The organism is Pseudomonas sp. WSY_20 (assembly GCF_043104335.1).
GTDB lineage: Bacteria > Pseudomonadota > Gammaproteobacteria > Pseudomonadales > Pseudomonadaceae > Aquipseudomonas > Aquipseudomonas parafulva_B.
In genome coordinates this window covers 1-14,804 of record NZ_JBICKP010000065.1, presented here as the reverse complement: position 1 = coordinate 14,804, position 14,804 = coordinate 1, and the positions used below count along the sequence as shown (strand labels likewise).

Genomic DNA, 14,804 nt, shown 5'->3' with positions numbered 1-14,804 from the left:
CCGATCACCGAGCTTTGCTGACGCGCCAGATGGCATTGCCTACATCGTCAGCTACCAGCACGGCCCCGTGGCCATCCAGGGCAACCCCCACGGGGCGGCCCATGGCTTGGCCGCTTTCATTCAGGAACCCATCGAGTACGTCCATGGGCTTGCCCGACGGCTTTCCCGAGGCGTCGAAGGGTACGAATATCACCTTGTAGCCGCTGTGCGGCTTGCGGTTCCAGGACCCGTGCTGGCCAATCAATGCACCTGCCCCAAAACGCGCCGGCAATACACCCGAGCCGGCGAAGGCCAACCCCAATGAAGCGGTATGCGGCCCCACGGCATAGTCGGGTACTCGTGCCCGGGCGACCTTGACAGGATCCTGGGGCTGCACGCGTTCATCCACATGCTGGCCATAGTAGCTATAGGGCCAACCATAGAATCCACCTGCTTGTACCGAAGTGATGTAATCCGGTACCAGGTCGCTGCCGATTTCGTCACGTTCGTTGACTGCGGTCCAGAGCGCGCCACTGTGAGGCTCCCAGGCAAGCCCGTTGGGGTTGCGCAGGCCGGTGGCGAACAGGTGGTGCTTGCCGGTGCTGGGGTCGATCTCCCAGATCGCGGCGCGCCCCTGCTCCTGATCGAGGCCGTTTTCACCCACGTTGCTGTTCGAGCCCACGGTGACATAGAGGCGCCGTCCATCGGGGCTTGCGATGACATTCTTGGTCCAGTGGTGATTCAACGGGCCGGCTGGCAGTGAGGTGACTACCTCTGCCGGACCGGTTACCTGGCGTGCACCGGGCTGGTAGTGAAAACGCAGCAGTTTATCCGTATCGGCCACGTAAAAATCGTTGCCCACCAGTGCCATCCCAAAGGGCGAGTTCAGCCCGTCGGCAAAGGTATGGCGGATTTCCGCAACGCCGTCCTGGTCCGCGTCGCGCAACAAGGTAATGCGATCAGGGCTGGGCACGGCGGCCCCCGCGCGTGCCATGACCCGCTTCATGGCCCATCCGCGAATACCCTTGGCGTCTTCGGGTTTGGCAGGTGCGTTGGTTTCTGCCACCAGCACGTCGCCATTGGGCAGCACATAGAGCCAGCGCGGATGGTCGAGGTCACCGGCAAAGCGCGACACCTGCAACCCGGGTGCAGCCTGGGGCATGCGTCCGGCGGGCCAGCCGACGGCTGGCGCGATGTTCACGGTGGGTAGCAGGGTCTTGGCGGGGGAGGGCAGCTGCGGCGCGGGGCCGGTGCCGTCGGCCACTGTCAGGCGCGCCCTTTCGCCGCAGCCACTCAAGCCCAGGCTTACAACAAGTGCAACAGGCAGTGCCACGCGGTTCATGGTCGGCGTCCTCGGCAGGTTCTATTGATTCAGAGGGTAGGGAATGCCGCGGGTTCATTCGCACAGGCGGCAGGGGCTGCATCGGCGGCTCGGCGATCGCTGCTGTGCCGCCAGGCGAGCCGCGTCGATTGACGCTCCGGGTGCAACCCTCTAACCTTCGCGCGTGTTTCAGGTGCCCCGCCAGCCACGTCTGGCCAGGGTGAAACTGGGAAGTCGGTGAGCGCCCGCAGGGTGCGATTCCGGCGCTGCCCCCGCAACGGTAGGTGAGAGACGGCCGCGCAGGGCCACTGGGTACGATCCCCGGGAAGGCGCGCAGGTCAGGGCCAGTGGCCCGCTCACGAGCCCGGAGACCGGCCTGATACTGCCAACGGCATCACGGAGGGTGATGCGCGGTGCACTCTGGCTTTGGCCAATGCCCCTGCGCGCGCTCCGTTTGCCTGCCCATTCCCTGACACGGCGCTCGATCGTGGTGTCAGCCAGCGGAGAACTTCCCATGAGCGACGCCACCGAGCGCGACGAACGCCATCTGGCACGGATGCAGCGCAAGAAAGCGGTCATTGACGAGCGCATTGCCAACTCCCCTAACGAATGCGGCCTGCTGCTGGTGCTCACCGGCAATGGCAAGGGCAAGAGCAGCTCGGCCTTCGGCATGCTGGCCCGGGCCCTGGGCCACGGCATGCAGTGCGGCGTGGTGCAGTTCATCAAGGGCCGCAACAGCACCGGCGAAGAGCTGTTCTTCAGGCGCTTTCCCGAACAGGTGCGCTACCACGTGATGGGCGAGGGCTTCACGTGGGAGACGCAGGACCGCCAGCGTGACATTGCGGCGGCAGAAGCGGCGTGGGCCGTCTCCCGGCAACTGCTGCAGGATCCTGCGGTGCAGTTCGTGGTGCTCGACGAGCTCAACATCGCGCTCAAGCACGGCTACCTTGATCTGGACCAGGTGCTGTCGGACATCCAGGCCCGCCCTCCCATGCAGCACGTCATCGTCACCGGTCGCGCGGCCAAGCCGGAAATGGTCGAGCTGGCCGACACCGTGACCGAAATGGGTATGCTCAAGCACGCGTTCCAGGCCGGTATCCGTGCCCAGAAGGGCGTCGAGCTGTGAGCCAGGCCCGCCATTGCCCCGCCGTTCTGATTGCCGCACCGGCCTCTGGCCAAGGCAAGACCACGGTCACTGCCGCGCTGGCGCGCCTGCACCGGAATCTGGGCCGCAAGGTGCGGGTGTTCAAATGCGGGCCTGACTTTCTTGACCCCATGATTCTCGAACGTGCCAGCGGTGCACCCGTTCGCCAGCTCGACCTGTGGATGATCGGTGCCGAGGAGAGCCGCCGGCTGCTCTGGGAGGCGGCAGGTGAAGCCGACCTGATCCTCATCGAAGGGGTGATGGGGCTGTTCGACGGCACCCCTTCGAGTGCCGACCTGGCGCGTCACTTCGGCGTGCCGGTGCTGGCGGTGATTGATGGTACGGCCATGGCCCAGACCTTTGGCGCGCTGGCCCTGGGCCTGGCGCGTTATCAGCCGGACCTGCCGTTTGCCGGAGTGTTGGCCAACCGGGTGGGCAGCCTGCGTCATGCGCAACTGCTCGAAGGCAGCCTGACGGAGGGCCTGCGTTGGTATGGCGGCTTGTCCCGCGAGCGCGGCATCGAACTGCCCAGCCGTCACCTGGGGTTGGTGCAGGCCAGCGAGTTGAACGACCTGGACGCACGTCTGGACGCTGCTGCCCAAGCATTGGGCGCCAGCTGCGATGCCGCGTTGCCACCGGCCGTCACCTTCGAGCCGGCCGATCCGCTATCCGCCCAGGCTACCTTGGCGGGTGTACGTATCGGTGTAGCCCGCGACGAAGCCTTTGCCTTTCTCTATGGCGCCAACCTGGACCTGTTGCGCCGTCTAGGCGCACAGGTGCAGTTTTTCTCCCCCCTGCATGATGCGCAGCTGCCCGAAGTGGACAGCCTGTACCTGCCCGGCGGTTACCCCGAGTTGCACCATCATGCCCTGGCGCGCAATACCTCAATGTGCCAGGCCATCCGCGCCCATCACGCCCAAGGCAAGCCACTGCTGGCCGAATGCGGCGGCATGCTGTATCTGCTCGACGCGCTGACCGACGTGGCCGGGGACAGGGTCGAGTTGCTCGGGTTGCTGCCAGGTGAAGCGACCATGCAAAAGCGCCTGGCGGCCCTGGCCCTGCAAGCGGTCGAGCTGCCCGAGGGCACACTGCGCGGCCATACCTACCACCACTCCCTGACCAGCACTGCGCTCAAGCCGCTGGCACGTGGGTTGAGCCCCAACGGCGGGCGCGGCAACGAAGCCGTGTATCGGCTGGGCCGCTTGACCGCGTCCTACGTGCACTTCTACTTCCCCTCCAACCCGGAGGCGGCCGCAGCGCTGCTTTGCCCATGAGCGAGCATGCGTTCAGCGACCAGGAGCGTGCCGCGGTCTATCGCGCCATCGGCGAGCGGCGCGACATGCGCCATTTCGTTCAAGGCGAGGTGGCGCCGCAGGTCATGACACGGTTACTCAGCGCAGCCCACCAGGCACCGAGCGTGGGCTTGATGCAGCCATGGCGGTTCATCCGCATCACCGAGCGGGCCTTGCGTGGGCGCATCCAGGCACTGGTGGAGGCCGAGCGGGCGTTGACTGCACAGGCGCTGGGCGAGCGCTCGGACGAATTCATGAAGCTCAAGGTAGAGGGCATCAACGATTGCGCCGAACTGTGGGTCGCCGCCTTGATGGACAACCGTGAGCCCCACATTTTCGGGCGCCGCACGCTGCCTGAGATGGACTTGGCCTCGCTCGCCTGCGCCATCCAGAACCTCTGGCTGGCCGCCCGTGCCGAAGGGCTGGGCATGGGCTGGGTATCGCTGTTCGATCCCAAGGCGCTGGCAGCGTTGCTTGGCATGCCCAGCGGCGCCAAACCCGTGGCCGTGCTGTGCCTGGGGCCGGTGGCGGCATTCTACCCTGCACCCATGCTGGTCATGCAGAACTGGGCCGAAGAACGGCCGTTGCACCAGATGCTGTTTGAAAACCGTTGGGGAGAAGGCGCATGAGCGTGGCGTTGCTGACCGTGGCCGGTGTGGCCCTGGATGCATTGTTCGGCGAGCCCCGGCGGCGCCATCCGCTGGTTGCGTTCGGCAACATGGCCAGCAGCCTTGAGCGGCGCTTCAATGCCGGCGGGCGTGGTTGGCGCAGTCATGGTGTGAGCGCCTGGTTCCTGGCGGTGGTGCCCCTGACCTTGCTGGCCCTCATGCTCTCCTGGCTGCCTGTGATCGGCTGGCTGGTCGATGTGCTGGCGTTGTACTGCGCCCTGGGGCTGCGCAGCCTGGGCGAACATGTGCTGCCGGTGGCCACGGCCCTGCGCCAGGGGGATCTGGAAGAAGCACGGCGGCGGGTGGGGTATCTGGTCAGCCGTGAAACCCGTGAGCTGGACGAGACGGCGGTAGCGCGGGCAGCCACTGAGTCGGTGCTGGAAAACGGCAGCGATGCCGTGTTCGCCGCCTTGTTCTGGTTTGCTGTGGCCGGGGCGCCAGGGGTGGTGCTTTATCGACTGAGCAACACCCTCGATGCCATGTGGGGCTATCGCAACGAGCGCTTCGAGCGCTTCGGCTGGTGCGCGGCGCGCATCGATGACCTACTCAACTACGTGCCGGCGCGCCTGGTCGCGCTTACTTATGCGGTGCTGGGCAAAACCCGTCTGGCGCTGGCCTGCTGGCGGCGCCAGGGGCCACTGTGGGACAGCCCCAACGCCGGCCCGGTCATGGCGGCCGGGGCAGGGGCCCTGGGTGTTGAATTGGGCGGGCCGGCGGTGTACCACGGCCAGCTGCACGACCGCCCGCGCCTGGGCGACGGCCCACCGGCCAGCCCCGATGCCATCGAGGGCGGTTGGACGCTGGTGCAGCGTGGGGTATGGCTGTGGCTGTTGGTGTTCTGTCTGGGAGCTTATCTGAATGCTTGAACATGGAGGCCGGCTGCTGCGCGCGGTTCGGCAGTACGGCATCGCCCGCGAGCAGTGGCTGGACCTGTCCAGCGGCATTGCGCCCTGGTCCTTCCCGATACCGCCGATCCCACTCGAAGCCTGGGCACGGCTACCGGAAACAGACGATGGCCTCGAACAGGCGGCGTGTAGCTACTACGGCGCCACGCGACTGCTACCCGTAGCGGGCTCACAGGCTGCCATCCAGGCCCTGCCGCTGTTGCGCAGCCCGAGCCGGGTCGGGGTGCTGACGCCCTGTTATGCCGAGCATCCCTATGCCTGGCAGCGCGTTGGACACGCGTTGCTCGAGCTCGATGAGCATCAGGTCGACGACGCGCTCGACGACCTCGACGTCCTGGTCTTGGTCAACCCGAACAACCCCACCGGCCGTGTCGTGCCTGCGCCCACGCTGCTGGGATGGCATCAGCGCCTGGCAGCGCGCGGTGGTTGGCTGGTGGTCGATGAAGCTTTCATGGACAACAGCCCCGGAAACAGCGTGATGGAAAGTGCCGAGCGCCCCGGTTTGATCGTGCTGCGCTCGTTCGGCAAGTTCTTCGGCCTGGCCGGTGTGCGCCTGGGCTTCGTGGCCGCAGAGCATAGCTTGCTGCTGCGCCTGGCCGAACTGCTCGGCCCGTGGACCATCAATGGTCCCAGCCGGGTGCTGGCCCAGGCCAGCCTGACCGACCTGGCCATGCAGCAGCTGCAGCGCCAGCGCTGTGCAGACGCCAGCGAACGCTTGGCGGCTTTGCTCACCCATGCAGGGCTGGCGCCCGCCGGCGGGTGTGACCTGTTCCAGTACGTGCGGTGCGAGCATGCCGCGCGATTGCACGATCACCTTGCCCGACACGGGGTGCTGGTGCGCCAGTTCGAGCGCCCGGCGGCCTTGCGTTTCGGCTTGCCGCCAAGCCAGGCAGACGAACGACGATTGGCCCAGGCCCTGAGTGCCTACCCCAAGGACCTTACATGACGACCCTGATGGTGCAAGGCACCACCTCCGATGCCGGCAAAAGCACCCTGGTGACTGCCCTGTGCCGCTGGCTGCTGCGCCAGGGCATCGGCGTGGTGCCATTCAAGCCGCAGAACATGGCCCTCAACAGCGCCGTGACCGCCGACGGTGGCGAGATTGGCCGGGCCCAGGCGGTGCAGGCCCAGGCCTGTCGCCTGGCGCCGCACACCGACATGAACCCGGTGCTGCTCAAACCCAACAGCGACACAGGCGCCCAGGTGATCATCCATGGCCGTGCGGTGACCAGCATGAACGCGGTTGCCTACCACGATTACAAGGCCATCGCCATGCAGGCCGTGCTGGCCTCGCACCAGCGCCTGAGCCAGGGCTGGCCAGTGGTCATGGTCGAGGGCGCAGGGTCGCCGGCGGAGATCAACCTGCGGGCCGGCGACATTGCCAACATGGGGTTCGCCGAAGCCGTGGACTGCCCGGTGATCCTGGTCGCCGACATCAACCGCGGGGGCGTGTTCGCCCACCTGGTCGGTACCCTCGAACTGCTGTCGCCCAGCGAGCAGGCGCGGATCAAAGGGTTTGTCATCAACCGTTTCAGGGGCGACATCGCTTTGTTGCAACCTGGGCTCGACTGGCTGGAGCAGCGCACCGGCAAACCCGTGCTAGGCGTGCTGCCGTACGTCACCGACCTGCACCTTGAAGCCGAGGACGGCATCGACCGGCGCCAGAGCGAAAAGCAGCAGCGCGTGCTCAAGGTGATCGTGCCGGTGCTGCCACGCATCAGCAACCACACTGACTTCGACCCGCTGCGCCTGCACCCGCAGGTCGACCTGCAGTTCATTGGCCCTGGTCAGCCGGTGCCGCCAGCGGACCTGATCATCCTGCCGGGTTCCAAGAGCGTGCGTGGCGACCTTGCGCAATTGCGCGCGCGTGGCTGGGACAGGGCCATCGAACGCCATCTGCGCTATGGCGGCAAGGTAATCGGTATCTGCGGCGGCCTGCAGATGCTTGGGCGCGAGGTGCACGATCCGCTGGGCCTGGAGGGCGCTGCAGGCTCCAGCCCCGGCCTCGGCCTGCTGGACTACGCCACGGTGCTGGAAGCCGACAAGCAGTTGCGCAATGTCTCCGGAACCTTGCACCTGGACGCATCGCCCGTGACCGGTTACGAGATCCATGCCGGTGTCACCACTGGCCCTGCGCTGGCGCACCCGGCGGTACGCCTGGCCGACGGCCGCTGCGAGGGTGCCATCAGCACGGACGGCCAGGTGTTGGCCACTTACCTGCACGGGTTGTTCGAGGGCAGCGCCTCCTGCGCGGCCCTGCTGCGCTGGGCTGGGCTTGAAGACGTGCAACTGATCGACTACGAGGCGTTGCGCGAGCGCGATATCGAACGCCTGGCTGATCTGGTGGACAAGCACCTGGACACCCAGCGCCTGCGCCAATTGTGTGGAGTACCCTGACGTGCGTACGTTCGTGATCGGCGGAGCCCGGTCTGGCAAGAGCCGCTTGGCCGAGCAGCGGGCAGCCGACTGCGGCCTGCCCGTGACCTATATCGCCACCAGTCAGCCGCTGGACGGCGAGCTCGATGAGCGGGTGCAGCTGCACCGCCAGCGCCGGCCCGTGGAGTGGGGGTTGATCGAAGAACCCTTGGCCCTGGCTGCTGTACTAAAGGCCGAAGCTGCTGCTGACCGCTGCCTGCTGGTGGACTGCCTGACGCTGTGGCTGACCAACCTGCTGATGCTGGATGACCCGCGCCGGTTGGCCGAGGAACGTGATGCCCTGTTGGGCTGCCTTGAACACCTGCCCGGCCACATCATCCTGGTCAGTAACGAGACTGGCCTGGGTGTGGTGCCCATGGGCGAGTTGACGCGACGTTACGTCGATTTGGCCGGTGTCGTGCACCAGGCGGTGGCCGAACGTTGCCAGCAGGTGATCCTCACGGTCGCTGGCCTCCCACTCACGCTCAAAGGACCTGCATCATGAACCCTGTCTGGTGGCAGATGCCCTGCCGGCCCATCGACGGTGCGGCCATGGCCGCAGCACGCGAGCGGCAGCAACAATTGACCAAGCCTGCCGGTTCGCTCGGCCAGCTCGAAACGCTCGCCATTCAGCTGGCAGGCCTGCAGGGCTGCGAACGGCCGGTGCTCGAGCACGTCGCGATCAGCCTGTTCGCCGGCGACCACGGCGTGGTCGAGGAGGGCGTCTCGGCGTATCCTCAGGCCGTGACAGGCCAGATGTTGCGCAATTTCGTCGGCGGGGGTGCCGCCATCAGTGTGCTGGCACGCCAACTGCACGCCACCTTGGAGGTGGTCGACCTCGGCACGGTCGACCCGACGCTCGCACTGCCGGGCGTTCGCCACGTGCACCTTGGCCCCGGCACGGCCAATTTCGCCCGAGAGCCCGCCCTGAGCGAGGCACAATTGCAGGCCGCCTTGCAGGCAGGTCGTGACAGCGCGCTGCGGGCGGCGGCCCACGGCGCACAGCTGTTCATCGGCGGTGAAATGGGTATCGGCAACACCACCGCAGCGGCGGCGCTGGCCAGCGTACTGCTCGCCTGTCCGCCAGCCACGCTGAGCGGGCCAGGCACTGGGTTAGACAGTGCCGGCGTGCAGCACAAAGCGCACGTCATCGAGCGGGCTCTGGCCTTGCACCGCCTGGCGGCCGATGAACCGCTGCGTGCACTGGGCTGCGTGGGGGGCTTCGAGCTGGCGGCGCTGGCCGGCGCTTATCTGGCGTGTGCCCAGGCGGGTGTGGCGGTGCTGGTGGACGGGTTCATCTGCACGGTGGCGGCCTTGGTGGCCGTGCGCCTCAACCCCCAGTGCCGCGCTTGGCTGTTGTTCGCCCATCAGGGTGCGGAGCCCGGCCACCAGACGGTGCTGAGCGCTTTGCAGGCCGAGCCTTTGCTGGCTCTGGGGCTGCGCCTGGGTGAGGGCAGTGGTGCCGCCCTGGCCGTGCCGTTGCTGCGGCTGGCCTGCGCGCTACACGGGCAAATGGCGACCTTTGCCGAGGCTGCCGTGGCGGACCGTCCGGCATGAGGCTCGACCTGCTGCGCCACGGGGAAACCGAGCAAGGTGGTCTGCGTGGCAGCCTCGATGACGCCCTGACCGAAAAGGGCTGGGCTCAAATGCGCGCCGCCGTGGCCGACGCAGGGCCTTGGCAGGCATTGGTCAGTTCGCCATTGCAGCGCTGTGGCCGATTTGCCGATGAGCTGGGCGCCAGGCTGGGCCTGCCCGTGCAGCGCGAGCCTGCATTGCAAGAACTGCATTTCGGCGATTGGGAAGGGCGCACGGCGTTGCAGGTCATGGAACACGACGCCCAGGCGCTTGGGCAGTTCTGGGCTGATCCCTACGGCTATACGCCGCCCAATGGCGAGCCGGTCCAGGCGTTTGCGCAGCGCGTCCTGACGGCCATCGAGGGGTTGTACCGCCAGCATGCTGGCAAGCGCGTACTGCTGGTCACCCATGGTGGTGTCATGCGGCTGCTGTTGGCCCGCGCCCGTGGCCTGCCCAGGGCGCAGCTGTTGCAAGTGGAAGTCGGCCATGGCGCATTGGTGCGCTTGCAAGTCGGCGAGGATGGCCAGCTGGTTGAGGGGAGTTAGCATGCTGCCATTCTGGATTGCCCTGCAGTTTCTAAGCAGCCTGCCTGTCACCTTGCCCGGCATGCCAACGCCACGCCAGGTAGGCCGCTCGTTGTTGTACTACCCCTTGGTCGGGCTGCTGTTCGGTCTCCTGCTATGGCTGGCCAGCCACTGTCTCGCAGGCGTTGCGGCGCCGCTGCATGCCGCCTTGCTGCTGAGCCTCTGGGTGCTGCTCAGTGGCGCGCTGCACCTGGACGGCCTGGCAGATAGCGCAGACGCCTGGCTAGGCGGGTTTGGTGATCGCGAACGCACGCTGCAGATCATGAAAGACCCGCGCAGCGGGCCGGCAGCGGTGGTGACGCTGGTTTTGGTGCTGCTGCTCAAGTTCTGCGCCTTGTGGGCACTGATCGAGCAGGGAGCTGGCCTGCAACTGATGCTGGCACCGGTCATCGGTCGAGCAGCGCTGCTGGGGCTGTTCCTGTGTACCCCCTATGTGCGGCCTGGCGGGTTGGGCCAGGCGCTGGCCGAGCACATGCCCCGCCGCGCAGCAGGGTGGGTACTGTTGATCTGTGCCGGCCTGGGCCTGACATTGGCTGGCTGGGCAATGGTGCTGACGGCGGTCGTGTTCGTCGCCTTGCGCAGGCTGATGTGCAATCGCCTGGGCGGTACCACGGGCGATACCGCAGGTGCACTGCTGGAGCTGCTTGAGCTCACCGTTCTGCTGGGCCTTGTCGTGATCCCGTAAGCCAATCGGGGCAGCGTGGCTTGGGATTTATCCAATTATGTAGGACGACTCTGCAGGCGCCTTCTGCAAAGATCATCTGAAAAAAAGCCGGCAAACTAATCCTGTAAAACGCCTTCACCGGATGCACTACCCTCAGGCGCTTGTTTCCAAGAGGCGTGTGTGATGCATTATTGGCTGCTCTTCCTGGCCCTGCTGGGCTTCACTCCACCTGCCGCCCAGGCAGCCGATCTCATGGCGTTCTGGGACCAACCCCGGCATGGGGGCAACAGCTTCAATCGATTGCCCCCTGACCAGGCCTACTTTGATGCCCTCCGGGCTTATGGCGCGACCTGGGTTCGGGTGTCCTATGACAAATGGCGACCTGCGCAGAGGGACTTTCTATTGGGCAATGCCGATGGCTATCACGGTTTGCCCGCCAGCGACCTGGCTACCCTGCGGTCGGTGTTGGATCGGGCCCATCGAGCCGGCCTCAAAGTGGTGATCGCACCGTTATCATTGCCGGGCATGCGCTGGTCGCAGAACAATAACGGCACCTTCGACGACCGACTGTGGCAGGACAAGACCTACTGGGCGCAGGCCGCAGCCTTTTGGCGCGACGTCGCCCGTGCGTTGAAGGATCATCCTGCGGTCGCTGCGTACAACCTGGTGAACGAGCCCGCACCGGAAAAGCGCAGCGATCTGCCCGAACATGCCAGCCCGGAGCGCATGCAACGCTGGTATGCGCGCGAGCAAGGCAGTGCGCGTGATTTGCCGGCGCTGTACCGGCAGTTGACGGCGGCCATACGCGAGGAGGATGCGGTAACGCCGATCATGGTGGATTCGGGCTGGTATGCCGCCGCCGATGCCTTCACCTATTGGCCCGCGCCGCTGCCCGATGACAGGGTGCTCTACAGCGTGCACATGTACGAACCCTATGCAGCGACCAGTGCGCCCAACATGACCCGCCGACAGCCGCTGGCCTATCCAGGGGCGGTGCCCTTCGCCGGCCAGCTTCAGCAATGGGACGGCCAGCGCGTGGCGCAGTACCTGCAAGCCCCGCTGAACTGGGCCGATACCATGAACGTGCCCCGTTCCCGCCTGGTGGTGGGCGAATTTGGCTGCATGCGCCGCCTGTCAGGCTGCCGCCAGTACCTGGAGGACGTACTGGGCGTGCTCGATCAGTACCGCTTGCACTGGGCGTTCTACAGTTTCCGCGAAGACAGCTGGGACGGGATGGACTACGAATTGGGCACCGCCAAAGTGCCCTGGCGCTACTGGCAGGCGATCGACCAGGGGTTGGCCGACCCGCTGCCGCGGCAAGCGACCCCCGCGTTCGAACCCATCCGCAAGCGACTGGCGACAGATCAATGACGACCTGCGCTGACGTCCTGCTTGCTGTCAGTCAGCTTCAGCGTTCATGCTGTAACCAAATGCTTCCTTGATGACTTGGCGTACGTGGCGGTGGATGGCCTTGCAGTGCCAGGTTTCATCAACGGCAGCACCTGACGACCTTGCGATGGGCTGGAGACAATAACAATGACGTCTGTATGGCGAACCAGTGGATGGGTGTTGACTGGGGCGGCGCTGATCCTTGCGCTGTCACTTGGCGTCAGGCACGGCTTTGGCTTGTTCCTGGCACCGATGAGCGCCGATTTTGGCTGGGGGCGCGGCGTCTTTGCCTTCGCCATCGCCTTGCAGAACCTGATCTGGGGCCTGGCCCAGCCCTTTGCCGGGGCGTTGGCCGATCGCCTTGGCGCCTCGCGGGTGGTGATGGTTGGCGGCGTGCTGTATGCGGTGGGCCTGGCGATGATGGGCATGGCCGACTCTGCCTGGTCGTTGTCATTGAGCGCCGGCCTGTTGATCGGCATTGGCCTGTCGGGAACGTCCTTTTCGGTCATTCTGGGCGTCGTCGGCCGGGCCGTGCCGCCTGAAAAGCGCAGCATGGCCATGGGCATTGCCAGCGCCGCCGGTTCGTTCGGTCAGTTCGCCATGCTGCCCGGCACCCTCGGCCTGATCCAATGGCTCGGCTGGTCGGCGGCTTTGCTGGTGCTGGGCCTGCTGGTGGCCTTCATCGTGCCGTTGGTAGGCCTGTTGCGCGACCGTCCCTTGCCCTCTTACGGCAACGAGCAGACGCTGGGCGAGGCGCTGCGTGAGGCGTGTGGGCACGCCGGTTTCTGGCTGCTGGCGCTGGGCTTTTTCGTGTGCGGCTTTCAGGTGGTGTTCATCGGGGTGCACCTGCCGGCGTACCTGGTGGACCAGCATCTGCCAGCCACCACGGGCACCACGGTGCTGGCCCTGGTGGGGCTGTTCAATATCGTGGGCACGTTCACGGCTGGTTGGCTGGGCGGGCGCCTGTCCAAGCCACGCTTGCTGACTGGGCTCTACCTGCTGCGTGCGGTCGTCATCGTGCTGTTTCTCTGGGCGCCGGTGAGTGCATTCAGCGCGTACCTGTTCGGTATAGCGATGGGCCTGTTGTGGCTGTCCACGGTGCCGCTCACCAACGGCATCGTCGCCACGGTCTTCGGCGTGCGTAACTTGTCGATGCTTGGCGGTATCGTGTTCCTGTTCCACCAGCTCGGGGCGTTTCTGGGCGGTTGGCTGGGTGGCGTCGTGTATGACCGCACTGGCAGCTATGACCTGGTCTGGCAGATCGCGATCCTGCTGAGTGTCTTGGCTGCGGCGCTCAACTGGCCGGTCCGTGAACGGCCTGTGGCACGCTTGCAGGTAACGGCGGCATGAACCCAGTATTGATCCGTATGGCTCTCGCGCTGGTGGCGCTTTTGGTGCTGATGCTGGCCTGGTGGGGGTGGCACGAGGGCGGCATGGCGCTCATGCAATTGGGCATGGGCGTCTGTTAGCCGCTAGGCTGCCAGTTCAAGGTTGATCGAGCAGGAGCGGGATGTCATGAGCGTGAAGTGGATGGTGGTGCCGGTATTAGCGTTGATGGCCAGCGCGTCCAGCAGGGCGGCCGAATGCCCGGCCGTGTTGCAGGACACGCTGCCGGAGTTGCGGGGCAAGGGTGAGGTCGCGTTGTGCGAGCGGTTTGCCGGTAAGCCGTTGGTGGTGATCAACACGGCCAGTTATTGCGGGTTTGCGCCGCAGTTCGAGGGGCTTGAGGCGGTGTACAAACAGTACCATGGCCGTGGGCTGGAGATGCTGGGCGTGCCTTCGAACGACTTCAAGCAGGAGGATGCGGACAGCGAGAAGACGGCGAAGGTGTGTTATGCGAATTATGGCGTGACGTTCACCATGACCAAGGAACAGGCGGTGCGGGGCAAGGATGCGATTCCGATGTTTGCGGAGTTGGCCAGGCAGAGCAGTGCGCCCAAGTGGAATTTCTACAAGTATGTGATTGATCGTCAGGGCAAGGTGATTGGTAGTTTTTCGAGTTTGACGAAACCGGATGATGCTGAGTTTAAGGCAGCGATTGAGAAAGCTATCGCTTCGCAGCCTTGATCTTTGGGTGCGCTCAAGTATTGATCTCAGTTCAATTGCGGTGGTTTCGAGTCATTGAACTGTAGTGATCTGTGGCTGATGAATATATGAAAGGTCATAAGGGTTCTTAGCCAATTGCCTGCAATCGATTGGAGCGGCCTTGTGCCTCGATGGGCCGCGCCTGCAGGGGTTGTGTGTGGCTTTAAAGTTTGGAATCTGCTCGAATATCAGTTCTAGAGTAATGCGCTGTTTCGCTCTTGCTCTTGCCCTTGATTCTAAGCGCGCGGTATTTCAGGCGCCGCAGATCGCGACTTCAGGAGGCCGAGCGCAGGGCTTGCGGAGGGAGGTGACAGGCATGGATGCCTGTCAAGCGCTGGGCCCCAGGATGGGGCCTGCAGCGCGGTCCTCCCGGGAGCAAGCCCGGAGCGAGGGAACCCCGGAGCGCAGCGTAGGGGCCGGATGATAGGAGCAGGCGGTTTTTGCTTACTTTTTGACAAGACAAAAAGTGAGCCGCCGTAAGGGCGGAAAGGTGACTGTGCGCCACCCGCGCCAATGAATACCAACTTGCTGTATGCGCCCGCGCTCTGAAGTTTTAAGATTTAAGATTTAAGATTTAAGATTTAAGATTTAAAATTTAAAATTTAAAATTTAAGTTTTAAGTTTTAAGTTTTAAGTTTTAAGTTTTAAGTTTTAAGTTTTAAGTTTTAAGTTTTAAGTTAAGTTTTAAGTTAAGTTTTAAGTTTCAGGTTTGGTTGCGTTGGTGTGGGTGTTGAAAGAGAGCATAGTCCATTTGCGATGGCGACGCTTAGTCACCTTTTCGCC

Annotated in this window: 15 protein-coding genes and 1 riboswitch; of the genes, 14 read left to right on the top strand and 1 reads right to left on the bottom strand. The window is 64.7% G+C overall.

Going from position 1 to position 14,804, the window contains the following annotated elements; translation table 11 throughout:
• Window positions 1–4: 4 nt before the first annotated feature.
• A complete protein-coding gene (locus tag ACF8E5_RS15920) occupies window positions 5–1,321 on the bottom strand; it encodes a PQQ-dependent sugar dehydrogenase (protein ID WP_392475525.1) in 1,317 nt (438 codons plus the stop codon).
• Between the two features lie 153 nt (window positions 1,322–1,474).
• A riboswitch (cobalamin riboswitch) is annotated at window positions 1,475–1,695 on the top strand.
• A gap of 119 nt (window positions 1,696–1,814) precedes the next feature.
• On the opposite strand from ACF8E5_RS15920, the gene cobO reads away from it, so the two are divergent.
• The 14 genes from cobO to ACF8E5_RS15850 all read left to right on the top strand — a co-directional run bounded on the left by cobO (window position 1,815) and on the right by ACF8E5_RS15850 (window position 14,003).
• On the top strand, window positions 1,815–2,426 hold the full coding sequence (cobO, locus tag ACF8E5_RS15915) for a cob(I)yrinic acid a,c-diamide adenosyltransferase (RefSeq protein WP_027913925.1): 612 nt from the start codon (window positions 1,815–1,817) through the stop codon (window positions 2,424–2,426).
• A complete protein-coding gene (locus tag ACF8E5_RS15910) occupies window positions 2,423–3,718 on the top strand; it encodes a cobyrinate a,c-diamide synthase (protein ID WP_078478967.1) in 1,296 nt (431 codons plus the stop codon). The genes cobO and ACF8E5_RS15910 overlap by 4 nt, the downstream gene beginning before the upstream one ends.
• Window positions 3,709–4,365, top strand: coding sequence for a 5,6-dimethylbenzimidazole synthase (bluB, locus tag ACF8E5_RS15905; protein ID WP_193754411.1), 657 nt, complete (start codon window positions 3,709–3,711; stop codon window positions 4,363–4,365). The genes ACF8E5_RS15910 and bluB overlap by 10 nt, the downstream gene beginning before the upstream one ends.
• A complete protein-coding gene (gene cbiB / locus ACF8E5_RS15900; RefSeq protein ID WP_058605357.1) occupies window positions 4,362–5,270 on the top strand; it encodes an adenosylcobinamide-phosphate synthase CbiB in 909 nt (302 codons plus the stop codon). Before bluB ends, cbiB begins: the two co-directional genes overlap by 4 nt.
• On the top strand, window positions 5,263–6,255 hold the full coding sequence (gene cobD / locus ACF8E5_RS15895; protein WP_196185637.1) for a threonine-phosphate decarboxylase CobD: 993 nt from the start codon (window positions 5,263–5,265) through the stop codon (window positions 6,253–6,255). The genes cbiB and cobD overlap by 8 nt, the downstream gene beginning before the upstream one ends.
• Window positions 6,252–7,706: a cobyric acid synthase gene (locus ACF8E5_RS15890; protein WP_058639483.1), complete on the top strand. Its 1,455-nt coding sequence runs from the start codon at window positions 6,252–6,254 to the stop codon at window positions 7,704–7,706. The genes cobD and ACF8E5_RS15890 overlap by 4 nt, the downstream gene beginning before the upstream one ends.
• 1 nt (window position 7,707) lies before the next feature.
• A complete protein-coding gene (gene cobU, locus ACF8E5_RS15885) occupies window positions 7,708–8,229 on the top strand; it encodes a bifunctional adenosylcobinamide kinase/adenosylcobinamide-phosphate guanylyltransferase (RefSeq protein ID WP_058605360.1) in 522 nt (173 codons plus the stop codon).
• Window positions 8,226–9,281 carry a nicotinate-nucleotide--dimethylbenzimidazole phosphoribosyltransferase gene (cobT, locus tag ACF8E5_RS15880; protein ID WP_392475523.1) on the top strand — a complete coding sequence of 352 codons (1,056 nt, stop codon included), beginning with the start codon at window positions 8,226–8,228 and terminating at the stop codon, window positions 9,279–9,281. The genes cobU and cobT overlap by 4 nt, the downstream gene beginning before the upstream one ends.
• Window positions 9,278–9,844 carry an alpha-ribazole phosphatase family protein gene (cobC, locus tag ACF8E5_RS15875; protein ID WP_392475521.1) on the top strand — a complete coding sequence of 189 codons (567 nt, stop codon included), beginning with the start codon at window positions 9,278–9,280 and terminating at the stop codon, window positions 9,842–9,844. Before cobT ends, cobC begins: the two co-directional genes overlap by 4 nt.
• A gap of 1 nt (window position 9,845) precedes the next feature.
• Window positions 9,846–10,568, top strand: coding sequence for an adenosylcobinamide-GDP ribazoletransferase (locus tag ACF8E5_RS15870; RefSeq protein WP_196185639.1), 723 nt, complete (start codon window positions 9,846–9,848; stop codon window positions 10,566–10,568).
• A 231-nt stretch (window positions 10,569–10,799) separates the two neighbouring features.
• Window positions 10,800–11,918 (top strand): glycoside hydrolase family 5 protein, encoded by a 1,119-nt coding sequence (locus tag ACF8E5_RS15865; RefSeq protein WP_230384382.1) that lies wholly within the window; start codon window positions 10,800–10,802, stop codon window positions 11,916–11,918.
• Window positions 11,919–12,083: 165 nt separating this feature from the next.
• A complete protein-coding gene (locus ACF8E5_RS15860) occupies window positions 12,084–13,286 on the top strand; it encodes an MFS transporter (protein WP_196185641.1) in 1,203 nt (400 codons plus the stop codon).
• A complete protein-coding gene (locus ACF8E5_RS15855) occupies window positions 13,283–13,405 on the top strand; it encodes a hypothetical protein (RefSeq protein WP_258313162.1) in 123 nt (40 codons plus the stop codon). The genes ACF8E5_RS15860 and ACF8E5_RS15855 overlap by 4 nt, the downstream gene beginning before the upstream one ends.
• A gap of 46 nt (window positions 13,406–13,451) precedes the next feature.
• Complete coding sequence (locus ACF8E5_RS15850; protein ID WP_196185642.1) at window positions 13,452–14,003, top strand: glutathione peroxidase; 552 nt, start codon at window positions 13,452–13,454, stop codon at window positions 14,001–14,003.
• The last annotated feature ends 801 nt before the right edge of the window (window positions 14,004–14,804 follow it).